A 25480-nucleotide genomic window follows, 5' to 3' on the forward strand; every position below is an offset into this window, starting at 1 on the left:
TCAGTGGATGGTCCCATCCAATGACGAAATGCTCTGGAGCCCATCATGCGCGGCCGCCGCGCCGCGTCGATTACATGGCCGGTAATGGCCGTCGGGCTCGCCCGCGGGCCATGCTGCCGGAGCGTTGCTGCACCCGTCCCTGAGAGACCGATGAGCCTGACCGAACCGACGATCGCCGACCCTGACCAGCCCGCGAACCTGCACCCGCTCGATGTGGCCACACAGCTCGCCGTGCGCCCGGACGGCAGCTATGACGGCCATACCAGCGCGGCCTACTGGAACTTCACCGGCCCGTTCGGCGGGGTCACCGCCGCCTGCCTGATGCGCGCCCTGCTGGATCACCCGCGGCGCCAGGGCAGCCCCATCTCGCTCACGGTGAATTATTGCGCGCCGGTGGCGGAGGGCGCCTTCCGCATCACGCCGCGGGAAGCGCGGACCAACCGCTCCACCCAGCACTGGTCGCTGGAGATCACCCAGGGCGACGAGCCCCCCAGCACCACCGCCACCGCCGTGTTCGGCGCCCGGCCCGAGACCTTTTCCCATGCCCCGGCCACGCCGCCGACGCTGCCGCCGCGCGAGAGCCTGGCGCCGTTCCCGTCCCATCTCGCGGGCTCGGCCTGGCTGCGCAACTACGACTTCCGCTTCGCGGAGCTACTGCCGCTCGGCCGCACGCCCCGGACGGAGCCTCTGCCCGCCGCCCAGGAGCTGTGGATCGCCGACGTGCCGCCGCGGCCGCTCGATTTCGTCGCGCTGGCGGCGCTCGCCGACACCTTCTTCGCCCGCATCTTCGTGGTGCGCGGCGCGCTCGTGCCCGCCGGGACGGTGTCGATGAGCATATTCTTCCACGCCACGGAGGCGGATCTGGCGCGCCAGGGCACCGAGCCCCTGCGCGCCCGCGCCGACAGCCGCGTCTTCGACCGCGGCTTCCACGACCAGTCGGCCGAGCTGTGGGGCGCCGACGGCACGTTGTTCGTCAGCACCCACCAGATCGTCTACTACCGCGACCCGCCGGCGGCGTGAGGCGTTCAGTCTAAGCTCTTGTTCTGAAAGCGTCGCGGTTCACCCCCAGCCCGACCCCTCCCCACAAGGGGGAGGGAGCCGCCTCACCTTTTAGCTTGGAGAAGCTAGGCGAGCGGCCTCCCCCTTGTGGGGAGGCTGTCCCGTGCGAAGCGGAAGGGACTGGTGGGGGTGAACCTCGACGCCACCAGAACTTGCCTCGCCCGGACGTGTGAATAGCCGCAAGGGGGCGAGGGCGCGGGGCGCCGCCGCCCCTCGGCGCTACAGCGTGGTGACGATCTCGTCGTAGTCGAGGCGCGGGCTGCGGGCGAACAGCTTGCTCTCGTCACCGTAGCCGATGTTGACGAGGAAGTTGGATTTCACGCTGGTGCCGGCGAAAAAGGCGGCGTCGACCTTGGCCTTGTCGAAGCCCGACATGGGGCCCGTGTCGAGCCCCACGGCGCGCAGCGCCAGGATGAGATAGGCCCCCTGCAGCGAGCCGTTGCGGAAGGCGGTCTCCTCGATCAGCGCATCGTTGCCGGCGAACCAGGCGCGGGCGTCGGCGTGGGGAAACAGGCGCGGCAGCAGCTCGTGGAACTGCGTGTCGTAGGCGACGATGGCGGTGACCGGCGCCGCCAGGGTCTTCTCCAGGTTGCCGGCCGAGAGCGCCGGCTTCAGCCGCTCCTTGGCCTCGGGCGAGCGCACGAACACGAGGCGCAGCGGCGAGGCGTTGGCGCTCGTCGGCCCCATCTTGGCCAGATCGACCGCCTGGCGCAGCAGCGCCTCCGGCACCGGCTTGTCCAGCCAGCCGTTGTGGGTGCGGGCGTTGCGGAAGACGAGGTCGAGCGCCGCCTCGTCCAGCTTGCCGGGGGCGGAAGGTTGCGTGGTCATCGCGTCAGCACTCCAAATCGGAACAGCTCGGATCCGTCCTGGACAATGGCGGCGCCTATCGCAAGTGCGAAAACGGCAAGACCGTCGGGCGTGCGTGCCCGCTCGGGGCCGGCCGCGCTCACTCGACCAGCGAATCCGGGTTCTTGGCGGGCTCGTCCGGCGCGTCCTCGGGCGGGGCGTAGCGCATCAGCAGCGGCGTCTGCGCCAGGGCGAAGACGATCGTCAGCGGCATCACCCCCAGCGACTTGAAGTTGAGCCAGACGTCGTTCGACTGGGTGCGCCACACGATCTCGTTCAGCGCCGCCAGGACGAAGAAGAAGATGCCCCAGCGCAAGGTCAGCTTGCGCCAGCCTTCGTCCGTCAGCCGCAGCACCGAATTGAACAGCACGGACAGCAGCGGCCGGCCGAACGCCAGGCCGCCCAGCAACGCGCCGCCGAACAGGCAGTTCACGATGGTCGGCTTCAGCTTGATGAACAGCTCGTCCTTGAGCACGAGCGTCAGCGTGCCGAAGATCAGCACGGCGACGCCGGAGACGAGCGGCATGATCGGCAGCTGCCGCACCAGGGCATAGTGGACCGCCAGCGCGATCAGGGTGGCGATCATGAACGCCGCGGTGGCGGTGAAGATGCCGAGCTGGTCGGGCGACAGGTTCGCCGGCAGCAGCGGCCCGAGCACCGGAATGAACAGCGCCGGCCGGGCGTTGGCCAGCAGCAGCACGCCCAGGGGCCCGAGCTCGAGGGCGAACTTCAGCAGCGGGTTGAGATGACGGGCGGTGTTCGACACGGTGGCTGTCTGCCCTGCGCTGGCGGCGGCGTCAACCGAGGTGCGATGCGGTGAGCCGCGGCACCCGGGCCGCAGGACGAGCGTCCCAAGCTTATGCGTGACAAAAGGTGACGAATACGCCGGCAAATGATAGAATCATACATCACCAGGGGAGTAGCGATGACCGAGCATCTCGAAGACGTGAAGAAGTATGCCAAGGGTCCCGTCAACGAAGCGGCCGTTGCCGGACTTCTCAAGACTTACCGACTCGTGCTGAGCAAGCCCGACGCCCGCTACGTCGCCTGCGAGGACAAGGCCGAGCGCGAGCGCGTGCGTGAGAACTTCCTCAAGAAAAAGCTCGGCCTGTCGAGCGCCGACCTCGACGCCGCCATCGAGGAGACCTGCAAGGCCATGAAGGCCGACCGGACCAAGTCGCGCCTGACGTTCTACTATTTGCTCGCCGAGCGCTTCGGCAAGCTGGACGCCGTCGCCGGCTGAGACCAGGTTACGGCCGGGCTCGACCCGGCCGCCCCGCCAAGCTCGGGCCTGACGAGGTGGAACGGTCGAGCGGGCGAAGGGAGACCGCCATGGACGTCGGCTTTATCGGACTGGGCGCCATGGGACGCGGCATCGCCGCCAATCTGGTGGCGGCCGGCCACCGGGTGCGGGTGTGGAACCGGTCGCGGCGGCCGGGTGCGGCCCCCGACGGTGCCGTGGTCGTGGATGAGGTCGCCGAGGCCTTCGCCGGAGACGCCGTCCTCTCGATACTCGCCAACGACGAGGCGGTGCGGTCCGTGGTGCTCGACAGCGGCGCGCTGGCGGCCGCGGCCAAGGCGGCCAAGCCGCCGGTCCACGTCAACATGGCGACGATCTCCGTCGAGCTGGCCCGCGAGCTGACGGACACCCACCGCGCCCACGGGGTGGGCTATGTCGCGGCCCCCGTCTTCGGCCGCCCCGACGTGGCCGCGGCCGGCAAGCTCCATGTCGTCGCAGCCGGCGCGCCCGCCGCGCTCCAGGCGGTGCAGCCGCTGCTCGACGCGGTCGGCCAGAAGACTTGGCCCTTCGGCGACGAGCCCTACCGGGCCAACGTCGTCAAGATCGCCGGCAACTTCATGCTGGGGTCGGCCATCGAGGCGATGGCCGAGGCGGCGGCGCTCGCCCGCGGCCATGGCGTCGCGGCGAGCGATCTTTTGGACATGCTGACCGGCACGCTGTTCGCCAGCCCGGTCTACAAGAACTACGGCGCCCTGATCGCCGCCGGCACCTACGAGCCGGCCGCCTTCGCCCTGACGCTCGGGCTCAAGGACATCAAGCTGGCGCTCGCCGCGTCCGAAGGCGTCCACGCGCCGATGCCGTTCGCGAGCGTGCTGCGCGACCAGCTGGTCGACGCAATCGCCCAGGGCGACGGCGCCCGCGACTTCGCCGCATTGGCCAAGGTCGCCGCCCGGCGGGCGGGCCAGGGCGGCTGAGGAGCGGCGGCGGCGCGCTTCAGCCCTTGTACTGCCAGGGCTCGCGGTAGAGGTCGGCGCGGGTCGGCGGCAGGCCGGCCGAGCCGCGCACGCGCTTGGACGCCAGGGTCTGGTAGAGGCCCACGTTGTTGCGGTCGAACGAGATCGAGCAGGCGCCGAGATACATGAGCCAGATGCGGTACTTCACCTCGCCCACCTCGCGGATCGCCGCCTCACGGTTCTCGTAGAGCCGGTCGTGCCACTGGCGGCAGGTGCGCATGTAGTGCTCGCGCCAGGCCTCCACGTCGTGCACTTCGAAGCCGTGCCGCTCGAGCGCCGTCAGGTTGCCGCTGATCGAGTCGAGCTCGCCACCCGGAAAGATGTACTTGGTCAGCGCCGCGAACTCCGCGCGCTTCTTCTTCTTGGTGGCGTTCTTGCCCGGGCGCACGATGCCGTGGTGCAGGAACAGGCCGCCCGGCTTCAACACCCGGTGCACGGTGCCGAAATAGGTGGGGAAGTTGGCAAGGCCGACGTGCTCGATCATGCCGATGGCCGCCGCCTTGTCGAAGCGCTCGTGGCCCTCGATATGGGCGAAGTCCTTGAGCTCGATGGTGCACTGGTCGGTGAGGCCGAGGCGCTTGATCTTGTCGTTGGCGTAGGCGACCTGCTGCTCCGACAGGGTCACCCCATAGGTCTTCACACCGTAGCGCGTCGCCGCGTAGACCGAGAAGGCGCCCCAGCCGCAGCCCATGTCGAGCACGGTCTCGCCCGGCTTCAGCCTCAGCCGGCGACAGACCATCTCCAGCTTGTCGAGCTGCGACTGCGCCAGGCTGTTGTCCCAGTCGGTGTAGTAGGAGCAGGTGTAGACCATCTCCGGGTCGAGCCAGAGCTCGTAGAAGGCGTTGGAGACGTCGTAGTGGTAGCCGATGTTCTTCTTGTTCTCGGCCGCGTCGCCGGAGCTCGGCTTCTCGTCGGAGATCTCCTCCAGCGGCCAGGGGCCGCCGCGACCGACGAACAGGAACTTGCTGGCCGTGCGCAGCGCCAGCAGGCGGTTGAGGCTCTTGCGGAAGTCGCGGGTGCGGACCTTCGGCTTGCGCGCCACGATGTCGAAGATGGTGCCGTTGCGGATGTCGAGGCGGCCCGAGGCCCAGAGGTTGGACAGGGTCTCTGCGTTCGGCCGGCGGATCAGGGCAGCGACGGTGCCTTCGTCGCCGATCCATACACCGAGCGCCCCCGGGGCGAGCGTGGCCGGCACGGTCGAGCCGTCCCACAGGTAGAAGCCGAACTCGAGGCGCATCTCCTGGTGGACATGGGCGAGCAGCTTCTTGAGCGTCTCGAGCCGCTTGTCTACAGCCTGCATGGCAACTCCCTCACGCGGCGCCCGCGTGCGGGCTGGTCCGCACGGGGCGGTGCCGGCTGCGGCGCAGCCGGCTTTCAACCCGCTCGGGCGGCAAGCGTCAACCCCAAGGGCGGCGCGGCATGCCGGCATGATGCGGCAGCCGGACGAAACCGCCGGTGCCGGAGGATTGCCTTAGAGCTGGTCAGAAGCGGTAGGTGACGCCGGCGCCGATCAGCCAGGGATCGATCTTGACCTTGCCGCGGATGGGTCCGAGGACGCTGCTGATCTTCACGTCGGGCTGCAGGAACAGCTTCTTGACGTCGACGTTGAAGGCCCAGTGCTCGTCGATGAAGTAGTCGGCGCCGACCTGCAACGCCGCGCCGAACTGGTTCTTGACGTCGAGGCTGGTGACGACGTCGCCCCTGGCCTGCTCGTCGAAGAAGATGGTGTAGTTCACGCCGGCGCCGATATAGGGCTTGAGCGGGCCGCCCAGATCGAAGTGGTACTGCAGCAGAAGCGTGGGCGGCAGCAGCCAGGCGTTGCCGACCGGGGTGCCGGCCAGGGCCCCCTTGCCTTTGATCTTGTGCGGCGTGACGCCGAGGATCAGCTCGGCCGAGATGTTCGGCGTGAAGAAATAGCTGATGTCGAGCTCGGGAACGACCGACGTCGAGATATGCACGTCGCCGCCGATCACCGGGGCGCCGGCGACGTTGAGATCTGCGCTCGCGGACGGGAGCACCACGACGCCGCGCACGCGCAACTGCCAGGGGCTCGGGGCGTACGCGACCGGCATAAGAGGCGGCGCCGCATCGGCGGCGAAGGCCGGCCCGGAGAGCGCCGTTGCAGCTAAAAGCGCCCACGCCAGGTGACGCAACTGATCAGGTCCAGTCATCGATGAACGCAGCCCCAGCATCTAAATCACTGAAGCGAGCTGTAAAAAACCTGGGCTGACGCGATTTGATCCAGGTCAATGCGGCACCGCCGCCGGTGCGACCGGTCCGCGGCTGTTTCATAATTACAACAATTCGGCGACCGGCCTTTCCCGGAGGCGGATGGGCTCGACGCGTCGCCCTCGATCCGGCCCGCGCGGCGCTCGGCGAACCCGTTCCGAGCCGGCCAGCGCCCGGGACCGATGGCATTAGAAGTCGCTGGCGATGCCCTTGACCTCCCAGTCGTCGTAGCGGACGGGGTCAGGGCCGCCGCGGCCGGCGACCTCCTTGGTCCGGCCCAGCTCCTCGGCCTTCCTGTCCAGCGCGGCGCGCCGCTCGGCCGCTTCCGCCAGCGCCCGCTGCGCGGCCGGGCTCAGCACCCGGCTCGGCTCCGGCGCCTCGGTCGGCGGCGCGGCGGTGCGGTCGGCCGCCTCGGCCGGCGGCGGGGTCGGTACGCGCTTCAAGCTCGCGAACTCCTCATCTTGCTCACCTTGCGCTTGCATCGGCCGCCACATCGTTCTTGCGGCCGCATGCCTATGCCCCCCACATAGGTGTCGGGCAATCCCGGTGCGAGCAGGCGCGGGCCGGCGGCGGACGCCCGGCGGCTGCAACGCGTCCCGGGAGCAGCGCTCCAGAGTGTGGGAGCATCTCCCGATCGGATGATCATGTCGATCGCGGGGGTGGGTTCGGAGGACGCGATGAACTACGTCAAGACCGGCTTGCTGCTGGCGGCGCTGACCGCTCTGTTCGGCGTGGTCGGCCTGCTGCTGGGCGGCGCCACCGGCATGGTGATCGCACTCGGCATCGCCGTCGCCATGAACCTCTTCACTTACTGGAACTCCGACCGCCTGGCGCTCGCCGCGCACGGTGCGCACGAGGTCGACAGCACGAGCGCGCCCGATTTCGTGGGCCTGGTGCACGACCTGGCGGGCCGGGCCGGGCTGCCGCCGCCGCGGGTCTACCTGATCGACAGCCCGCAGCCCAACGCCTTCGCCACCGGCCGCAACCCGCAGAACGCGGCCGTCGCGGCAACGACCGGGCTCCTGCGCACGCTGACGCGGGAGGAGCTCGCCGGCGTCATGGCGCACGAGCTGGCGCACATCCGCAACCACGACACGCTGACGATGACCATCGCCGCCACGGTGGCAGGCGCCATCTCGTCCATCGCCCAGTTCGGCATGTTCTTCGGCGGCGGCAACCGCGGGAACGGCGGGCCCGGCCTGATCGGCTCGATCCTGATGGCGGTGGTCGCGCCGATGGCGGCGATGATCATCCAGATGGCGATCAGCCGCTCGCGGGAGTACGAAGCGGATCGAATCGGCGCAGAGATCTGCGGCGATCCCGGCTGGCTCGCCTCGGCCCTGGTCAAGATCGAGCGCAGCGTCGAGCAGATCCCCGACGAGCGGGCCGAAGCCCACCCGGCGACGGCGCCGCTGTTCATCATCAACCCCCTGTCCGGACGCGGCATGGATAATTTGTTCTCCACCCATCCCTCCACCGCCAACCGCGTCGCCCAGCTGGAAGCGCTCGCCGCCGCATGGGGCCGGCAGCCGACCACGCCCGCCGACACACCCGGCGGCTTCATCGGTACCGCCACACGCAATCCGTGGTCGCGCCGGGCCGGCCCATGGGGCTGAAACCGGGGGCCGCGCGACCCGCCCGAGCGGGCGCGAGAGCCGGGGCCGGCGCGCGCCGGCCGGCGGAGGCGGCGGGCCTGGCGCCGCGGCGGGCCGCCGTGACGGCTCTGGCCGCCGTGCTCGGCGGGCGAGAAGGCTTCGACGGCGTGCTGGCCGAGGCCACCGCCGGCCTCCCCGACCGCGACCGGGCGCTCGCCCGGGCCATCACCACCGTCGCCCTGCGCCGCCTCGGCTCGATCCGGGCGCTCCTCGGCCGCCGGCTGGAGCGCGGCTATCCCCGCAAATGCGGCCAGCTGGAGCCGATCCTGGTGACCGCGGCGGCACAGATCCTCTACCTCGACGTTCCCGATCACGCCGCTGTCGACACCGCGGTGTCGCTGGCCAAGGCGGACCGTAACGCGGCGCCCTTCGCGGGCCTCGCCAACGCCGTCCTGCGCCGGCTGCCCCGCGCCGGGGACGAGGCTGAGACCGATCCCCTGACGGACGACACGCCGGCTTGGCTCGCCGCTCGCTGGACCGCCGCCTACGGCGCCGAGCAGGCCCGCGCCATCGCGGCGGCCCACCGGCACGAAGCGGGGTTGGACCTGAGCGTCGTCGGCGATCCGGCCGCCTGGGCCGAGCGGCTCGACGCGCTCGCGCTGCCGCTTGGGCCGCCCGCCGCAACGGCGACGCTGCGCCTGCGTGACAGCCGGCCGGTCGTCGCCCTGCCCGGCTTCGACGAGGGCCGGTGGTGGGTGCAGGATGCCGCCGCCGCCCTGCCCGCGCGGCTGCTCGGCGTCGGCCCCGGTGAGCGCGTCGCCGATCTCTGCGCGGCGCCGGGCGGCAAGACCGCCCAGCTCGCCGCCGCCGGAGCCCGCGTCGTCGCGGTCGACCGCTCTCCCGAGCGCATGGCGCGGCTCGCCGCCAACATGGAGCGGCTCGGGCTTGCGCCCGAGCAGGTCGTCGCCGACGTCCTGACGCTCGAGGCCGATCCCTTCGACGCCATCCTGCTCGACGCGCCCTGCTCGGCGACCGGAACCATCCGCCGCCACCCGGACGTGGCCTGGGTCAAGCGGCCCGAGGATATCGCCAGCCTCGTGGAGCTGCAGCACAAGCTGCTCGACAAGGCCGTCGCCCTGCTGCGGCCCGGCGGCCGGCTGGTCTACTCCACCTGCTCGCTGGAGCCCGAGGAGGGCGAGGGACAGATCGAGGCGTTGCTGGCCCGCACCCCCGCCCTGCGGCGCCTGCCCATCGCCGCCGACGAGATCGGCGGCCTCACCGGCGCGCTCACGCCGCAGGGCGATCTGCGCACCCTGCCCTCCATGCTGCCCGACGCCGATCCGCGCCTCGCCGGCCTCGACGGCTTCTTCGCAGCCCGCCTCGTGCGCGCCGGCTGATCCCCGGGCCGCCGAGCCGGCGGCCCTCGAGGACGTCCGCGCCGCGCCTGAGCCCACCTCCGCCGCCCGCTCGGCGTCGCGCCGGCAGCGCCGCGGGGCAGGCCTCGACGCAGTCCACGCAGCCAGCCCGAAACGTTAACCATCTCCGCATAAAGTGCCCGAAGTTCCGCTCGAACCCCGCGTTCATGCCGGTGCTGTGGATAAAGAGGGTCATGGGCGAAAGGCTGAGCCTCTATGCACTGGTCGTCCGCGAGGGCATCCGGCGTCTCTGCGCCGGCCTGCGCGAAGCCGCGGTCGGATTCTGGCCGATGCCGGCGCGCGCCCCCGAGCGGCTGCTGGTGGCACCGCAGGACCTCAGGACCAGCGACCCGACCGTCGCCGGCGACATCTATGCCGGCTATTTCGTCTTCGCGGGGCGGCTGGTCGAGGCCAAGGGTCGCTCGCCGTTTGCCATCGAGCCGCCGAGCCTCGCCTGGGCCGAGGCGCTCATGGGCTTCAGCTGGCTGCGCCACCTGCGCGCCGCCGACAGCGCCCTGGCGCGCGCCAACGGCCGGGCCATGGTCGACGATTTCCTGCGCCACGACGGCGATCGCCGCGGCATCGGCGCCGAGCCGCGCATCGTCGCCAGACGGCTGATCTCGTTCCTGTCGCAGGCGCCGCTCGTGCTCGAAGGCGCCGACCGCGCCTTCTACCATCGCTTCATGCGGGCGCTGGGCCGCTCGGTGACCCAGCTGCGCCGCTCGATCCTGGCCAGGAGCCCCGACGAGGACCGGCTGCTGGTCACCATCGCGCTGGCCTACGCGGGCCTGTGCCTGCACGATCCGCAGCGGCTGCAGGGGCGGGCCAACGCCCTGCTCAGCGATGCGCTCGCCGCCCATATCCTCGCCGACGGTGGCCACATCAGCCGCAACCCGCGGCGCCTGACGGAGCTGCTCAGCGATCTGCTGCCGCTGCGCCAGACCTATGCGGGCCGCGGGCTCGAGCCGCCGATCGCGCTACTGACGGCGATCGACCGCATGATGCCGATGCTGCGGCTGTTCCGGCACGGCGACGGCGAGCTGGCGCTGTTCAACGGCATGGGCGTTTCGGCGCCGGACCTGCTGGCGACCTTGCTGGCCTACGACGACGCGCGCGCCCAGCCCCTGGAGCACGCGCCCACCAGCGGCTACGAGCGGCTGGCGGCCAATGGCACGCTGGTGATCACCGACGTCGGCAAGCCGCCGCCGCGGCTGTTCTCACGCGAGGCGCATGCCGGCTGCCTGTCCTTCGAGCTGTCGGCGGCGCGCTGCCACCTGGTGGTGAACTGCGGTGCCACCGCCGCGGAACGGCCGGCGGCGCGGCTCGCCGCGCGCTCCACCGCAGCGCATTCGACACTGGTGGTCAACGACGCGTCCTCCTGCCACTTTGCCGGCGAGGGCACGGGCGATGCCCTGGGCGAGCGGCTCGGGCGCTGGCTCGGGCCAGTCGTCCTGTCCGGGCCGAGCCGCGTGGAGGCGCATCGCGGGGAGGAGGAGGCGGGCCAGACCCTGGTCGCCTCCCACGACGGCTATCTGCAGCGCTTCGGCGTCGTGCACGAGCGGCGGCTGGTGCTGGCCGACAACGGCGAGCGGCTCGACGGCGCCGACCGCCTGCTCGCGGCGGCGAACCGGCCCTCGTCCTTCGCCCTGCGCTTCCATCTGCATCCGAGCGTCCGCGCCAGCCGCTCCCAGGACGGACGCAAGGTCATGCTGCTGCTGCCCGACGGCGAGGCCTGGAGCTTCGAGGCGCCCGGCTACCAGCCCGATCTGGAGGAAAGCGTCTACTTCGCCGCTGCCGAAGGGCCGCGTCGCACCGAGCAGATCGTCATCGCCATCGCGGGCGGCGCGGTGGACGAGGTCATCTGGCGCTTCGCCCGCCTCGGCCGCCACCAGCCACGCGACCGCGGCTAGCTGAAGCCTTCCCCGCCGCCATCCACGGGGAAACGCCGCTCCCGGCCGGCTTTGTCGGCTCGTTTTTCGAGTGGATGGACACCCGTGGGTCAAGCCCGGCCATGACGTCGAAGGATGGCGGATTCCGCGCAATTTGTCGGCTGGCGCTTTGATGTGCTAGAGCGCGCGCCGGAAAACCCGCCGGCCGACTGGAAGGCACGTCCTCGCCAAACCCCCGCTCTCCTGACCCTCGTTCGAGAGCCGCGGCAGCATCGGTTCACAAGCCATGACCACTGAACTTCGGCGCGCTACCCGCGCATTGCTGTCCGTTTCCGACAAGACGGGCCTGATCGACTTCGCCCGGGGCCTTCTGGCGCACGGCATCACGCTGATCTCGACGGGCGGCACGCGCAAGGCGCTGGCCGACGCCGGCCTGCCGGTGACCGACATCTCCGAGGTCACCGGCTTCCCGGAAATGATGGACGGACGGGTCAAGACCCTTCACCCGGCCGTGCATGGCGGCCTGCTCGCCATCCGCGCCAACCCGGAGCATCAGGCGGCGATGCTGGCCAACGGCATCGAGGCCATCGATCTGCTGGTGGTCAACCTCTATCCCTTCGAGGCAACGGCGGCGAAGGGCGCCTCCTTCGACGACTGCGTCGAGAACATCGACATCGGCGGGCCGGCGATGATCCGGGCCGGCGCCAAGAACCACCTCGACGTGGCCGTCGTGGTCGACGGCGCCGATTACGGCGCGGTGCTGGGCGAGCTGGCCGCCAACGACGGCTCCACCTGCCTGGAGCTGCGTCGCCGCCTGGCGCAGAAGGCCTATGCCCGCACCGCCGCCTACGACGCGGCGATCTCCAACTGGCTGGCCGACGCGCTCGGCGAGAAGGCGCCGCCCTACCGGGCGCTGGGCGGCACGCTGGTCGAGGAGCTGCGCTACGGCGAGAACCCTCACCAGGGCGCCGCGTTCTATCGCACCGGCGAGCGGCGCGCAGGCGTCGCCAGCGCCCGGCAGGTGCAGGGCAAGCAGCTCTCCTACAACAATATCAACGATACCGACGCGGCCTTCGAGTGCGTGGCCGAGTTCGACCCGACCCGCACCGCGGCGGTGGCGATCATCAAGCACGCCAACCCCTGCGGCGTGGCCGAAGGCGCGACCCTGCTCGAAGCCTACGAGCGGGCCCTGCGCTGCGATCCGGTGTCGGCCTTCGGCGGCATCGTCGCGCTCAACCGCCCGCTCGACGCCGTCGCCGCGGCACGCATCGTCGACATCTTCACCGAGGTGATCATCGCACCGGCCGCCAGCGCGGAAGCCATCGCCCTCGTGGCCGCGAAGAAGAACCTGCGGCTGCTGCTGACCGGCGGTGTGCCGGACCCGCGGGGCCGCGGGCTCACATTCCGCACCGTCGCCGGCGGCTTTCTCGTCCAGGGGCGCGACAACGCCGTCGTCGACGACATGGAGCTGACGACGGTCACCCAGCGCCAGCCCACGGCGCAGGAGCTCGCCGACCTGCGCTTCGCCTTCCGCGTCGCCAAGCACGTCAAGTCCAACGCCATCGTCTATGCCAAGGACGGCGCCACCGTCGGCATCGGCGCCGGCCAGATGAGCCGGGTCGATTCGTCGCGCATCGCCGCATGGAAGGCGGCCGAAGCGGCGCGCACCGCGGGCCTGCCCCAAAGCTTGGCCGTGGGCTCGGTGGTCGCCTCCGACGCCTTCTTCCCCTTCGCCGACGGGCTGCTCGCCGCGGCCGAGGCCGGCGCCACCGCGGTCATCCAGCCCGGCGGCTCGATGCGCGACGCCGAGGTCATCGCGGCCGCCGACGCGGCCGGCCTCGCCATGGTGCTGACCGGCCACCGCCACTTCCGGCATTGACGCGCCGCCCCCTCGCCCCGCTTGCGGAGAGGGTTGGGGTGAGGGGGCGTCCCGCGATGCGTGGCCGGCAGAGCCTTGTTCTGAAGCCGCCCTCACCCCGCTTGCGCTTTCGCGCAAGCCGACCTCTCCCCGCAAGCGGGGCGAGGTGAGGCGCACCGCCGATCACACCCGGCTGAACACCGCCTCCAACGGCAGCATCTCCTGCCAGCCGTGCCGGACCAGCTCCGGGTCGAGGTGCTCTTCCAGCGGCCAGCCGATGCACAGGTAGGCGACGAAGCACCAGGACTCCGGCACCTCGAGCAGGGCCTTGACGCGGGCCGGATCGAGGATCGACACCCAGCCGACGCCGAGGCCGCGGGCCCGTGCCACCAGCCACAGCGCGTGCACCGCGGTTACCGTGGAATAGTTGAGCGTTTCCGGCATGGTGGCGCGGCCGAGGCCGTGGCCCGCACCGGTCGCCAGGTCGGAGAACACGGCCAGGTGCACCGGCGCCACCTTGAGCCCCTCGAGCTTCAGCCTGGCATACTGCGCCGCCCGCTCGCCCGCATAGGACGCCAGCGCCTCGGCATTGCAGCGCTCGAACTCGGCCCGGACGCCGTCGCGCAACCCTTCGCTGTCGACGGCGACGAACCGCCACGGCTGGCTGTTGCCGACCGACGGCGCATGCCGTGCGGACGCGATGAGCTCGCGCAGCAGGGCGTCGTCGACCGGATCCGGTCGGAATCGCCGCACGTCGCGCCGCCAGCACAGCAGCTCGTCCAGCTGTTCACGGAACTCCGCGCCAAAGGTGGGCGGGACGGAACGGGATGCGCACATCGCCTATCGTACCACATTCGCCACGCCGACGACGCCCGCGCAGACGTGCGAGGGCGCCGGCGCCGTCACCCGCGCGTCAGATCCCCCATCAGGCTCGCGGCCACCGTGAGCTTGGACAGGCTGAGCCCGGAGCTGGCGATGCCGTCCACGGTGGAACGGATGCGGTCGACGGCGCTGCCGCGCCGCTCCGCCCAGGCCCTCACCCCATCCACGCCGCGGCCGCTGTCGGCCAGCACCTCGGCGGTCAGCCGCCGGTGCGCGGCGGCAATGGCATCGACGGCCCGTCCGAGCGCCAGGCGATCGTAGTAATCGGCCACTGCGATCTGGCGCGACGCTTCCACCAGGTGCTCGAGGCCAAAGCTGCCGGCGACGGCGAAGTGCGTGGCCGCCACCTCGGCGATGCCGGCCCCGGTGCGGCGCGCGATACGCACGATCTCCGGCGCCTCGTCGAGCGACGAGATGGCGCCCAGGTCCTCCGCCAGCGCGGCTGGAACACCGGTCTCGGCGAGCGCGGCGACGCGCCGCCGCAGATCCTGCCGCTCGTCCGCCGGCAGGGTGTCGGCGAGGCTCATGGCCACCGCGGCAACCCCGTCCCGGTAGAGAGCGACGATCTCCGCCAGATCCTCGCGCGCGAAGTCGACGTTGCGGATGAACCAGATCGTGCGGCCGATCAGCAGCTCCTGCACCTCGGCATACAGCGTCAGCTGCCGCTGGCCCTCGATGTGGCCGTCGAGGGCATCGATGCCGGCGTTGAGCTCGTCGAGCCGGTAGACCTCGGTCACCGTGACATAGGCGCGGACGATGGTCGCCGCATCGGCGCCGGTCTGGTCGACCAGCCGCGTCACGATGGTAGGGCCGCCGCGGTTGACGATGGCGTTGGCGAGCTGCGTGGCGATGATCTCGCGCCGCAGCCGATGGGCTTGAACGTCCGCCGGAAAGCGCTCGACGAGCTGCGGCGGGAAATAGCGGGTGAGCTCACGGGCGAGATAGGCCTCGTCCAGCACCGCGCTGTCGAGGATCTGGTCGTAGAGGTCGAGCTTGGCATAGGCCAGCAGCACGGCGAGCTCGGGCCGGGTGAGCGGCTCGCCGCGCTCCTCGCGGGCGGCGAGGCCGGCATCGTCCGGCAGGTTCTCCACCGCCCGGTCGAGGCGGCCCGCCTGCTCCAGCGTCTGCATCAGCCGCCGGGCAAAGCCGATCTCGCCCACCCCGCCGCGCTCCGCCAGCGAGATGGCCAGCGTCTGCAGATAGTTGTTGCGCAGCACCAGCGCCCCGACCTCGTCAGTCATCTCCACCAGCAGGGCGTTGCGGGCATCCTCCGCCAGGCGCCCGTCACGCTGCGGGCCGGCGAGCGCGATCTTGATGTTCACCTCCACGTCGGAGGTGTTGACGCCGGCCGAGTTGTCGATGGCGTCGCTGTTGAGCTTCACCGCGCGCCGCGCCGCCTCGATGCGGCCGCGCTGGGTGACGCCGAGGTTGGCGCCTTCGCCGATCACCTTGCAGCGCAGGTCGCTGCTCGAGACGCGGATGGCGTCGTTGGCCTTGTCGCCGACGCCCTCGTTGGTCTCGTCGCTGGCCTTCACGTAGGTGCCGATGCCGCCGAACCACAGCAGATCGGCGGGCGCCTTCAGGATGGCGTTGATGATCTCCTGGGGCGTGCCTTCGGCGCGCGCGATGCCGAGCGCGGCGCGCGCCTGCGGCGACAGGGGGATGGACTTGAGCTGGCGCGAGAACACGCCGCCGCCGGCCGACAGCAGGCTCTTGTCGTAGTCCTGCCAGCTGGAGCGCGGCAGGTCGAACAGGCGCTGCCGCTCGCCGAAGCTCGCCGCCGCGTCGGGGTCCGGGTCGATGAAGATATCGCGATGGTCGAAGGCCGCGATCAGCTTGATCGCCCGCGACAGCAGCATGCCGTTGCCGAAGACGTCGCCGGACATGTCGCCGACGCCGACGACGGTGACGGACTGCGACTGGATGTCGACGTCGAGCTCGCGGAAATGGCGCTTCACCGCCTCCCAGGCGCCGCGCGCCGTGATGCCCATCTTCTTGTGGTCGTAGCCGTGCGAGCCGCCCGATGCGAAGGCGTCGCCGAGCCAATGGTGGTGATCCTCCGAGAGCCCGTTGGCGATGTCGGAGAACGTCGCCGTGCCCTTGTCGGCGGCCACCACCAGGTAGGGGTCGTCGCCGTCGTGGCGCACCGTCGCCGCCGGCGGCACGATGCTGTCGCCGACGATGTTGTCGGTGAGGTCGAGCAGGGTGGAGACGAAGGTCTTGTAGCCAGCGACGCCTTCCGCCATCCAGGCTTGGCGGTCTGAGGCGGGCGGCAGGCGCTTGGGAAAGAAGCCGCCCTTGGCGCCGACCGGCACGATGACCGCGTTCTTGACCTGCTGCGCCTTGACCAGGCCGAGCACCTCGGTGCGGAAGTCCTGCGGCCGGTCCGACCAGCGCAGGCCGCCGCGCGCCACCTTGCCGAAGCGCAGGTGGACGCCCTCGACCTGCGGCGAATAGACCCAGATCTCATAGAGCGGCCGCGGCAGGGGCAGCTGCTCCACGTCGCGGCTGGCGATCTTGAAGGCGATGGTGCGCCGTTCGCCGCCTGCGTCGTCGCGCTGGTAGACGTTGGTGCGCAGCGTGGCCACGATCAGGTTGAGGACGCGGCGCAGGATCTGGTCGTCGTCGAGGCTGGCGACGTCGGCCAGCCGGGCTTCGATCTCGCCGCGCAGGCGCGCCTCTTCCTCGGCCCGCGGGCGCTCCTCCGTCGGCCGGAAGCGGGCGTGGAACAGCTCGACGAGCAGGCCGGCGATGGCGCTGTGGCGAACCAGCGCCCCGGCGATGTAGCTCTGCGCATAGGCCGTGCCGATCTGCTGCAGGTAGCGCCCATAGGCGCGCAGCACCGCGGCGTCCCGCCACGGCAGCCGCGCCTCGGCGATCAGCGTGTTGAACCGGTCCGATTCCGATTTGCCGGCAAACAACGCCGTCAGCGCGTCCTCGAGCAGGGGCGTCAACACGGCGAGGTCGATGGGCTGCTCGGCCGGCCGCTCCAGCGTCATGTCGTGCAGCCAGACGCGCTCGTCCTGGGCCGCCGCCGGCGGAAACAGGCGGAAGGTGCGCTCGTTGACGACCTGGAAGCCCAGGTTCTCCAGCAGCGGCACGCGCTCCGACAGCGGCATCGGCTTGGAGCGGGTGAACACCTTGAGGTTGGCCCGATGGGCCGGCTCGCCGGGCCGCCGATAGATGTCCACGGCGCGGGGCTGGTCGGCCGACAGGCCCTCGATGATGCGGATGTCGGCCAGCGCGACCTCGGCGCTGGCGCCTTCACGGTAGCCGGCGCTGAAGGCCTGGCCGCCGTAGCGGGCCAGGATCTCGTGCGCCTTGTCGCTGCCGAGCTCGGCTTCCGCCACGTCGGCCAGCGCGTCGCTCCAGGTCTGCACGATGGCGCGGATGCGGGTCTCGAGCTCGGCCGGATCGATCTCGGGCGTCGCCCCGCCACGGCGGCCGATGATGTATTGCGTGCGGGTGAGCGGCCCCTCCGGATAGGCCGGGTAGGTGGCTGAGATGTGGCCCTTGAACACCTCCGCCAGGAGCTCGCCGATGCGGATGCGCACCGAGGTGTCGTAATGATCCTTGGGCACGAAGACGAGCACGGAGACGAAGCGGTCGAACTCGTCGATGCGCACCAGCGCCCGCACCCGCGGCCGCTCGGTCAGCTTCAGCAGCTCGAGCGCGAAGCCGTGCAGCGCCTCCACGTCGACCTGGAACATCTCGTCGCGCGGGTAGGTGTCGAGCACGTGCAGCAGCGCCCGGCCCGAGTAGCTCTGCGGGTCGAAGCCGGCGAGCGCCATGACGCGCGCCACCTTGTGCCCGAGATACGGCAGCTCGCTCGCCGCACGGGTGTAGAGGTTGGAGGCGAACAGGCCGACGATGCGCAGCTCGCCCTCCAGCCGCCCGTGGTCGTCGAACAGCTTGACGCCGATGTAGTCGAGGTAGACGCGCCGATGCACCCGCGACTTGACGTTGGCCTTGCTGATGATCAGCGCCACCGGCTTGAGCAGGAAGGCGCGTAGCGCCGGCGTCATGGTCACCAGCTCGTTGCCGCGCTTCAGCACGCGCACGTCGGGGTCGCGCAGGATGCCGAGGCCGCTGCCCTCCACCGGGTCGGCCGCCGCGTCGCCTTCCGGGTAGCGGTAGTGGCGGGTGCCGAGCAGGGTGAAATTGTCGTCGACCAGCCAGCGCAGGAACTTGCCGGCCTCCTCCGCCTCGTCGTCCGGCAGCGGCAGCTTCCTGGCCCGGCCGCCCCGGTAGTCGCGCGCCGCATCCTTGACGCGGGCGCGCATGGCCTTGAAGTCGCCGACCGCATGGGCGACGTCGGCGTAGACCTTGCCGAGCGCCTCCACCAGGCGGTCGCGCGCCGCCGGCTCGTGGATGCGGCGCAGGTGGATCTGGATCAGGCTCTCGCGCTGGGCGCCGGCGGGCGCGGCGCCGTGGGCGGCGCCGATGAAGCGGGCGACCATGTGGTCGGGGCCGCGCACCACGTCGACGATGGGATGGGCCACCAGCAGCGGCTCGCGGCCCTGCTCGCCGAGCTCGGCCAGGGTCGAATCGAGCAGGAACGGCATGTCGTCGTTGACGACCTCCAGCACGGTGACGGCTCGCAGGCGGCCGGCGTGCTGCACCTCGACGTCCACCAGGCGGATGCGCGCCTCGCCCGGCGCGCGGGGCGCCACCAGATGCTGCCAGGCGCTCCAGGCCAGCTGGTCCAGCGCTTCGACGGCGTAGTGCGCCATGTCCTCGCCGGCGGAGCGGCCGTAGATCAGACGTGCAAAGCCGTCGGCCACCTCGAGCGGCTGGCCGGGTGCGATGCCCACGGCCTCGGCCGTCCTCGTCTCGCCGAGATCCATGCTCGTCCTCCCTCGCTCGCGTTCGCCCGCCCGTGATAGCCGAACTCACACTGCAACGTTATGACGACCATTTTCGGGCTGGAGCGATCGCGACGCACTCAAGCTTCCGATCCCAAGGGAGGACTGCCATGACCGAGAGCAAGAAGCGCACGAAGAACAGCAAGGCTGCGCCCAAGATCGACCCGAACCGGCCGCCGCGCCAGCACGAGACGCGGCTGATGGCGGTCGAGCTCGGCCAGGGCGAGCTGTCGCCGGCGATGCAGGCCTACTTCGACAAGTGCATGGAAAAGCTCGGCTTCGTGCCCAACGTGCTGCGCGCCTATGCCTTCGACAACGCCAAGCTGGAAGCGTTCGCCGCGTTCTACAACGACCTGATGCTGGCGCCGTCGGGACTATCGAAGCTGGAGCGCGAGATGATCGCGGTGGCGGTGTCCAGCATCAATCGCTGCTTCTACTGCCTCACCGCCCACGGCGCCGCCGTGCGGCAGCTGTCCGAGGACCCGGCGCTGGGCGAGCTGATGGTCATGAACTACCGCGCCGCCGACCTGAGCCCGCGGCACACCGCCATGCTGGATTTCGCCGTCAAGCTCACGGAAGCGCCGGCGACCATCGTCGAAGCCGACCGCGAGCGGCTGCGGGCCGCCGGCTTCAGCGACCGCGACGTCTGGGACATCGGCGCCGTCGCCTCGTTCTTCAACATGTCGAACCGCATGGCCTCGGCCGTCGATATGCGGCCCAACCCGGACTATCACACCCAGGCGCGGTAATCGTCGCCCGCTTCAGCTTATTTGCCGGGAGCCCTGCACCGAGGTTTCGCGTCTTTGAGTCGATGGATGGCCGGGTCAGTGCCGCCAGCGGCGATGCCGGCGCTTGTGCTTGCGCGGCGGCGGGCCGGCGGCCGGCTCGACCCCCGACGCGGCGGTGGCGGCGGCCGCGGTCGAGCCGGTGGCGATCGACCCGGTCGTCGCCGGCGCCGCCGGCTTGCAGCCCGAGCGGCCGGTCTTGCCGTTGAAGATGGCGGCCAGGTCCGGCTCCTCCGTCCGCGTCCAGCGCACGCCCTCGAGCACGCAGGCGAGCTCCTCCGGCGTCGGCTGCTTCAGGCCGGCCCCGCAGAGCCAGCCGGAGATCCGCACGGCCGGCTCGGCGCCGAGGCGCCGGAAGGCGATGCAGGCGCGCTCCCCCTGGCGGGAGCCGAACACCACGTCGGCCGCGGCGACCGCGCCGAAACGCGTGTCGATGTCGGCGATGGCCGCCAGGCGCTGCACCCACAGGCCGGCTTCGCCGGCGCGCCGCGCCAGATCGATGTAGAACGAGGGCGGGGCCGACGCCTCGCTGCCGGGGCGGTAGACCGACAGGCGCAGCAGCGGCTCGCCTTCGACCGTGCCGAGGCCGACCGCATCGTCGCGGCCGCCGCCGCCGGTATGCAGCACCGCCTCCTCGCGCTGCGGCAGCTCGACCAGCCCGGCGGTGACGCCGGTGTCGGGCAGGGCGCTCAGGATGAAGGCGGCGGGCGCGTCGGCAAGGCGCTCCCAGCTCCCGTCCGCCGGCTCGGGCGCCCCGGCGCCGCCGGCCGCCGCCGTCTCGGCGGCAGGCGTTTGCGCGGCCGCGGCTCGACCGGTGGCCGTCGGTTGCGGAATGGCCGCCTTGGCCGGCGTGGGATCGGGCGCCGGCTTGCCGGCAGCCGCCGCCCTGCTGTCGGCGCCGATGGCAGGCTTGTCCGCCGCGGCGTCGACGCTCGGGCCGGCGTCCGCCCGGGAGGCGGCCGCGGGCGCACCGTCGTGGGACGGCTTCCGGGAGGTGAGCACCATCAGCAGGCCCAGCCCCGCCAGCAGCGCCAGCATGAGATAGGGGATCGACCGCCAGGACGAGCGGCGCGCGGGCGGCCGCCGCGGCCGCCGGCGCGGCATCGGCGCTGCGACGGTGGGCGCGGGCGGGCGCTCGGCCATGCTACGTGCCGCCGCCGGACGGGCGAGGCCGTGACGGTTCATGGACGCGACTTCCTTGCGTTGCTCTGGCTTGCCTCGTCGGGGCGAGGTCGCGCGGCGGAGCGGAGCCGAGGGGATGTCTCAGGCGGCTCGTGCCTTGCGTTACGTAAGCTGCCGCAAAGGAGTGTTTTGTCCGTTACCGCGCGTGGCGCCCTGAAAACATGGTTAACGGCCGGTCAACGGCGCGGCCCTCGGGGCCCTCGCTCACCGATCCGGGAAACGTCGCGGTGGCGTGCGCTTGAGTGGGGCGCATCTTGCGCACATATTGAGCGGGAAGAGATCAAAATGCGCCAGGAACAGATCATGGGCAGGCTGCAGGCGGCGACGTCCCGCTTTCAAGACGCGGATGCTCCATACCTCTCGGCACGGCGGGTGGCCGATGGCCTCGGCGTGACGCTGACCGAGCTTGCAGCCCTCGCCGGCGTGGCGCGCAACACACTCAGCGCCAAGGGTCCGTCGCGCACCGTCGACGAGGCCTTGAGCCCGGTGGTGCGCATCATCGCCATGGCAGCCGAGATGGCCGGCGACGAAGCGCGGGCGGCGATCTGGTTCAAGCACCAGCCGATTCCAGGCTGGGCCGGCAAGACCGCCTACGATCTTGTGCGCGAACGCAAGGCCGACAAGGTCATCGCCTACCTCGAAGCGGTGCGCTCCGGCGTCTATGCCTGAGCCCGAGCCGACCGAACGGCTCATCCTCTGGCGCGCCTACGTCCCGCAATGGGCGTACGATCCCCTGGCGGGAGCTGGGGCGGCGCGGTTTGGCGGCCGCTGGAACCGCGTGGGGGAGCCCTGCCTCTATGCCGCGCGGGAGCTTTCGACCGCCTGGGCAGAGTACAATCAGGGTTTCGTGCAGCATCCCGCGACCGTCGTGCAGCTGGTCCTCGACGATGCGAGCCTAAGCAGAGATTCGCGGGTCGGAACTTGGTTTCAACCCGCGAATCTCTGCCAAGATGTTGAGATCATGCAGAATTTCCGAGCCCGCCCCGCGGGCGGAGTTCGGAAATTCTGCGTGGCGGACCTTACGGATCCGCAGGTGCTCGCACGCCTCCGACTATCGGACGCAGTGCATCGGACGGAATGGCGGGCCGAGCTCGACGCCGGGCGCGTGCCGGCCACCCATCGGGCGGCGGCGCGGCTCAGACGTAGGGGCCTCGACGGCGTGATCTATCCCTCCTTCATGTCGCCCGGCGGCACTTGCGTGGCGCTCTGGCGCTGGAACCGGGGCGCAGGCGCCCGGCTCACCGTCGTCGACCCCGAGGGCCGCCTGCCGAAGGGCCCGGCCTCGTGGCTGTGACATCCACATTGACACGGCGCGGCGGCCGGTGTTTTTGGGGCGATTGCCGGGCTTGACCCGCGCACTGGACATGCCGACATGCATCGCATGATGCTCAGCGAACGAACGACTGCGTTGACCACGACGCACGCGGCCAAAAAAGCCGCGAAACGCTGACGCACGTCCTCCCCGCTTCCTCCGCCGGGCGAGGAAGCGCCCCGCCGCCGGGCGGTCGAGGAGGATAGCCGAGATTCGCCGAAAGGATTGACGTCATGGGTTTCAAGGTCGCTGTCGTCGGCGCCACGGGCAACGTGGGCCGCGAGATGCTCAACATTTTGGACGAGCGCGCCTTCCCCGCCGACGAGGTGGTGGCGCTCGCCTCGCGCAAGAGCATGGGGCAGGAGGTCTCCTACGGTGACCGGCTGCTGAAGGTGAAGGATCTGGCGACGTTCGATTTCGGCGACGTCGACATCTGCCTGATGTCGGCGGGCGGCGATGTCTCCAGGGAATGGTCGCCGCGCATCGGCGCCCAGGGCGCCGTCGTCATCGACAATTCCTCCGCCTTCCGTATGGATCCCGACGTGCCGCTCATCGTGCCCGAGGTCAACGGTGAGGCGGTGCGCGGCTACACCAAGAAGAACATCATCGCCAATCCCAATTGCTCCACCGCGCAGCTCGTCGTCGCGCTGAAGCCGCTGCACGACAAGGCGGTGATCAAGCGCGTCGTCGTCGCCACCTACCAGTCGGTCTCCGGCGCCGGCAAGGACGGCATGGACGAGCTGTTCGAGCAGACCCGCGCCGTCTTCACGGCGAGCGAGCTCAAGACCAAGAAGTTCCCCAAGCGCATCGCCTTCAACCTCATTCCGCACATCGACGTCTTCATGGAGGACGGCTTCACCAAGGAAGAGTGGAAGATGGTGGTGGAGACGAAGAAGATCCTCGATCCCAAGATCAAGCTGACGGCAACCTGCGTGCGGGTGCCGGTGTTCGTCTCCCATTCGGAATCCGTGAACATCGAGTTCGAGAACCCGATCACGGCGGAGGAGGCGCGCACCATCCTGCGCAATGCGCCGGGCTGCGTCGTCATCGACAAGCACGAGCCCGGCGGCTACATCACGCCGCACGAGGCGGCCGGCGAGGATGCCACCTACATCTCGCGCATCCGCGAGGACCCCACCATCGACAACGGCCTCGCCATGTGGGTGGTGTCGGACAATCTGCGCAAGGGCGCGGCGCTCAACGCGGTGCAGATCGCCGAGGCGCTGATCAACCGCAAGCTCATCCAGGCCAAGCGCAAGGCGGCTTGAGAAGCTTTCGCCTTAGACGATGGATGGCCGGGTCAAGCCCGGCCATGACGACCCCAGGCGAAGCGCATACCGTTCCGCGTCATGGCCGGGCTTGACCCGGCCATCCATCCGCTGAGCAACAAAAGCCCCTGCTTCAGCTCCAGCGCATGCCCTGGCCGGCGCTGCCGGCCGCGCCTTCGACCGCGGGGGCGAACGTGCCGGTCTGCGGATCGCGGATCAGCAGCACCCCGTTGGCCACGCCGAAATAAGCGCCGTGCAAGGCCAACTGGCCGCGCTCGACGAGGATGCGCACGCACGGAAACGTCAGCAGGTTGCGCAGGCTGAGCTCGATCGCCGCCAGCTCCAGCCGCGTCACGTAGTCGGCGGCCGTGCGCTGTTCCGCGGTGAGGCTTTCGTCGAGGCGCTCGGCGGCAGGCGCGATCAGCGTCATCCACTTGCCGATGAAGTCGCCGGGCGAGAGCGGATCGGCCTTGTTGGCGAAGGCCTTGATGCCGCCGCAGCTCTGATGCCCGAGCACCACGATGTGCCTCACCTTGAGCGCCTGCACCGCGAACTCGAGCGACGCCGACGTGCCGTGGTAGTCGCCGCCCGTCTCGAACGGCGGCACCAGGTTGGCCACGTTGCGGACGACGAACATCTCGCCCGGGCTGGCATCGAAGATGACCTCGGGCGAGACGCGGCTGTCGCAGCAGCCGATGATCATGACCTCGGGGCTCTGGCCCTTCTCGGCCAGGATCTCGAAGCGCCGGCGCTCGCCGGGGAAGCGGCTGTCGAGAAAGGCGCGATAGCCGTTCTTGAGCTGGGCCGGGAATTCGGATGAGATTAGCGCTCGGGCCATTGCATCTCCTTAACCGAAGCGGACAGGCCCGTTGCCTAGAGCATTTCCAGACCGGATGCACATCCGATCTGGAAATCCACCGAGGTCGCGGGCCAGGGGCGCTGGTCCTGCGGCCGGGTGATGGCGCCCGGTCGCAATGCGCGCCCGCCTTCGCTATAGCGCTTGCGCCGCAGGCTGACATCGGCCAACGGATGACTATGCTGCATCGCCATAGGTAGGAGAAAGCATAGATGACCGCCATCCGCCCCCGCCGCAGCGTGCTCTACATGCCCGGCTCGAACGCCCGTGCGCTCGAAAAGGCCAAGACGCTGCCGGCCGATGCGCTGATCCTCGACCTGGAGGACGCGGTGGCGCCGGACGCCAAGCAGACCGCCCGCGAGCAGGTGTGCGCCGCGGTCAAGGCCGGCGGCTACGGCCCGCGCGAGCTGATCATCCGCGTCAACGGCCTGGACACGCCCTGGGGCGGCGAGGATCTGGAGGCTGCGGCCGCCGCCGGCCCGGACGCCATCCTGGTGCCCAAGGTGTCGAGCCCGGCCGTGCTCGCCGACGTCGGCCGCCGGCTCGCCGGCGCGCCCGCGGGCCTCGCGGTGTGGGTGATGATCGAGACGCCCGCTGCCATGCTCGACATCGCCGCGATCGCCGCGGCGGCGCGCGACAAGTCGACGAGGCTCGCCTGCTTCGTCATGGGCACCAACGACCTCGCCAAGGAGACACGGGCACGCCTGGTGCCGGGCCGGGCGCCGATGCTGCCGTGGCTGTCGCTGGCGCTCACGGCGGCGCGGGCCGAGGGCCTCGACATCCTCGACGGCGTCTACAACGACATCGCCAACCTGGACGGCTTCAAGGCCGAGTGCGAGCAGGCCCGCGACTTCGGCTTCGACGGCAAGACGCTGATCCATCCGAGCCAGGTGGAGCCCGCCAACGACATCTTCTCGCCGCCCGCCGAAGAGGTGGAGCGGGCGCGCAAGATCATCGCCGCCTTCGCCCTGCCGGAGAACGCCGGCAAGGGCGTGCTGTCGCTCGACGGGCGCATGGTGGAGATCCTGCACGCCGAGATCGGCAAGCGGATCGTCGCCGTGGCCGACGCCATCGCGGCCCGGCAAGGCTGAGCGTCGCCGCTGGCGTTGTGGCGGATTTCGAATCCGGTCCCATATCTAGCGGTGAACAGAACGTGACTCCGGCCGGGTCGTCGATTCGGCCGCGT

At 70.6% G+C, this 25480-nt stretch carries 21 protein-coding genes; 12 read left to right on the top strand and 9 right to left on the bottom strand.

Annotated elements, in window-relative coordinates; genetic code table 11:
* Window positions 1-150 precede the first annotated feature (150 nt).
* The gene (locus ACZ5PO_RS07045; protein ID WP_464191679.1) at window positions 151-1020 is read left to right on the top strand and encodes an acyl-CoA thioesterase; all 870 of its coding nucleotides are present in this window, start codon (window positions 151-153) and stop codon (window positions 1018-1020) included.
* A gap of 258 nt (window positions 1021-1278) precedes the next feature.
* Here the strand turns inward: ACZ5PO_RS07045 and ACZ5PO_RS07050 are convergent, their stop codons facing one another.
* Both ACZ5PO_RS07050 and ACZ5PO_RS07055 read right to left on the bottom strand, forming a co-directional pair.
* Window positions 1279-1887 (bottom strand): malonic semialdehyde reductase, encoded by a 609-nt coding sequence (locus ACZ5PO_RS07050; RefSeq protein WP_464191681.1) that lies wholly within the window; start codon window positions 1885-1887, stop codon window positions 1279-1281.
* 118 nt (window positions 1888-2005) lie between these two features.
* The gene (locus ACZ5PO_RS07055; protein ID WP_464191684.1) at window positions 2006-2671 is read right to left on the bottom strand and encodes a septation protein A; all 666 of its coding nucleotides are present in this window, start codon (window positions 2669-2671) and stop codon (window positions 2006-2008) included.
* Window positions 2672-2830: 159 nt separating this feature from the next.
* Here ACZ5PO_RS07055 and ACZ5PO_RS07060 point away from each other — a divergent pair, with 159 nt between their 5' ends.
* Together ACZ5PO_RS07060 and ACZ5PO_RS07065 are read left to right on the top strand one after the other, a co-directional pair.
* Window positions 2831-3148: a DUF2853 family protein gene (locus ACZ5PO_RS07060; RefSeq protein WP_464191686.1), complete on the top strand. Its 318-nt coding sequence runs from the start codon at window positions 2831-2833 to the stop codon at window positions 3146-3148.
* A 56-nt stretch (window positions 3149-3204) separates the two neighbouring features.
* Entirely contained in the window at window positions 3205-4119 is a 915-nt protein-coding gene (locus ACZ5PO_RS07065) for an NAD(P)-dependent oxidoreductase (RefSeq protein WP_464191688.1), read from the top strand.
* A 19-nt stretch (window positions 4120-4138) separates the two neighbouring features.
* Here the strand turns inward: ACZ5PO_RS07065 and ACZ5PO_RS07070 are convergent, their stop codons facing one another.
* The 3 genes from ACZ5PO_RS07070 to ACZ5PO_RS07080 all read right to left on the bottom strand — a co-directional run bounded on the left by ACZ5PO_RS07070 (window position 4139) and on the right by ACZ5PO_RS07080 (window position 6830).
* Window positions 4139-5458, bottom strand: a complete 1320-nt coding sequence (locus tag ACZ5PO_RS07070) for a class I SAM-dependent methyltransferase (protein ID WP_464191690.1) — start codon at window positions 5456-5458, stop codon at window positions 4139-4141.
* Window positions 5459-5639: 181 nt separating this feature from the next.
* Entirely contained in the window at window positions 5640-6329 is a 690-nt protein-coding gene (locus ACZ5PO_RS07075) for an OmpW/AlkL family protein (RefSeq protein WP_464191693.1), read from the bottom strand.
* 246 nt (window positions 6330-6575) lie between these two features.
* Window positions 6576-6830: a DUF1674 domain-containing protein gene (locus ACZ5PO_RS07080; RefSeq protein ID WP_464191695.1), complete on the bottom strand. Its 255-nt coding sequence runs from the start codon at window positions 6828-6830 to the stop codon at window positions 6576-6578.
* A gap of 234 nt (window positions 6831-7064) precedes the next feature.
* Here ACZ5PO_RS07080 and htpX point away from each other — a divergent pair, with 234 nt between their 5' ends.
* From htpX to purH, 4 genes are all read left to right on the top strand, one after another.
* A complete protein-coding gene (gene htpX / locus ACZ5PO_RS07085; protein ID WP_464191697.1) occupies window positions 7065-8003 on the top strand; it encodes a zinc metalloprotease HtpX in 939 nt (312 codons plus the stop codon).
* Window positions 7994-9379: an RsmB/NOP family class I SAM-dependent RNA methyltransferase gene (locus ACZ5PO_RS07090; protein ID WP_464191700.1), complete on the top strand. Its 1386-nt coding sequence runs from the start codon at window positions 7994-7996 to the stop codon at window positions 9377-9379. The genes htpX and ACZ5PO_RS07090 overlap by 10 nt, the downstream gene beginning before the upstream one ends.
* 212 nt (window positions 9380-9591) lie before the next feature.
* On the top strand, window positions 9592-11307 hold the full coding sequence (locus ACZ5PO_RS07095) for a heparinase II/III family protein (RefSeq protein WP_464191702.1): 1716 nt from the start codon (window positions 9592-9594) through the stop codon (window positions 11305-11307).
* 265 nt (window positions 11308-11572) lie between these two features.
* Window positions 11573-13165 (top strand): bifunctional phosphoribosylaminoimidazolecarboxamide formyltransferase/IMP cyclohydrolase, encoded by a 1593-nt coding sequence (gene purH, locus ACZ5PO_RS07100; RefSeq protein ID WP_464191704.1) that lies wholly within the window; start codon window positions 11573-11575, stop codon window positions 13163-13165.
* 162 nt (window positions 13166-13327) lie between these two features.
* On the opposite strand, the gene bluB is transcribed toward purH, so the two are convergent.
* The gene (gene bluB / locus ACZ5PO_RS07105) at window positions 13328-13981 is read right to left on the bottom strand and encodes a 5,6-dimethylbenzimidazole synthase (protein ID WP_464191706.1); all 654 of its coding nucleotides are present in this window, start codon (window positions 13979-13981) and stop codon (window positions 13328-13330) included.
* A 65-nt stretch (window positions 13982-14046) separates the two neighbouring features.
* The gene (locus ACZ5PO_RS07110; RefSeq protein WP_464191708.1) at window positions 14047-18873 is read right to left on the bottom strand and encodes an NAD-glutamate dehydrogenase; all 4827 of its coding nucleotides are present in this window, start codon (window positions 18871-18873) and stop codon (window positions 14047-14049) included.
* 218 nt (window positions 18874-19091) lie between these two features.
* On the opposite strand from ACZ5PO_RS07110, the gene ACZ5PO_RS07115 reads away from it, so the two are divergent.
* Complete coding sequence (locus tag ACZ5PO_RS07115; protein ID WP_464196726.1) at window positions 19092-19640, top strand: peroxidase-related enzyme; 549 nt, start codon at window positions 19092-19094, stop codon at window positions 19638-19640.
* Between the two features lie 75 nt (window positions 19641-19715).
* Here the strand turns inward: ACZ5PO_RS07115 and ACZ5PO_RS07120 are convergent, their stop codons facing one another.
* Window positions 19716-20861: a hypothetical protein gene (locus tag ACZ5PO_RS07120; protein ID WP_464191710.1), complete on the bottom strand. Its 1146-nt coding sequence runs from the start codon at window positions 20859-20861 to the stop codon at window positions 19716-19718.
* A gap of 300 nt (window positions 20862-21161) precedes the next feature.
* On the opposite strand from ACZ5PO_RS07120, the gene ACZ5PO_RS07125 reads away from it, so the two are divergent.
* The 3 genes from ACZ5PO_RS07125 (at window position 21162) to ACZ5PO_RS07135 (ending at window position 23438) form a co-directional block, all read left to right on the top strand.
* Entirely contained in the window at window positions 21162-21527 is a 366-nt protein-coding gene (locus ACZ5PO_RS07125) for an antitoxin Xre/MbcA/ParS toxin-binding domain-containing protein (protein ID WP_464196728.1), read from the top strand.
* Window positions 21520-22152: an RES domain-containing protein gene (locus ACZ5PO_RS07130; protein WP_464191712.1), complete on the top strand. Its 633-nt coding sequence runs from the start codon at window positions 21520-21522 to the stop codon at window positions 22150-22152. The genes ACZ5PO_RS07125 and ACZ5PO_RS07130 overlap by 8 nt, the downstream gene beginning before the upstream one ends.
* Window positions 22153-22403: 251 nt before the next feature.
* The gene (locus ACZ5PO_RS07135) at window positions 22404-23438 is read left to right on the top strand and encodes an aspartate-semialdehyde dehydrogenase (protein WP_464191714.1); all 1035 of its coding nucleotides are present in this window, start codon (window positions 22404-22406) and stop codon (window positions 23436-23438) included.
* Window positions 23439-23571: 133 nt separating this feature from the next.
* On the opposite strand, the gene ACZ5PO_RS07140 is transcribed toward ACZ5PO_RS07135, so the two are convergent.
* Window positions 23572-24276, bottom strand: coding sequence for a carbonic anhydrase (locus ACZ5PO_RS07140; protein ID WP_464191716.1), 705 nt, complete (start codon window positions 24274-24276; stop codon window positions 23572-23574).
* A 230-nt stretch (window positions 24277-24506) separates the two neighbouring features.
* On the opposite strand from ACZ5PO_RS07140, the gene ACZ5PO_RS07145 reads away from it, so the two are divergent.
* Window positions 24507-25385 (top strand): HpcH/HpaI aldolase/citrate lyase family protein, encoded by an 879-nt coding sequence (locus ACZ5PO_RS07145; RefSeq protein ID WP_464191718.1) that lies wholly within the window; start codon window positions 24507-24509, stop codon window positions 25383-25385.
* Window positions 25386-25480: the final 95 nt, after the last annotated feature.

Source organism: Chelatococcus sp. KU-N122, from assembly GCF_055391085.1.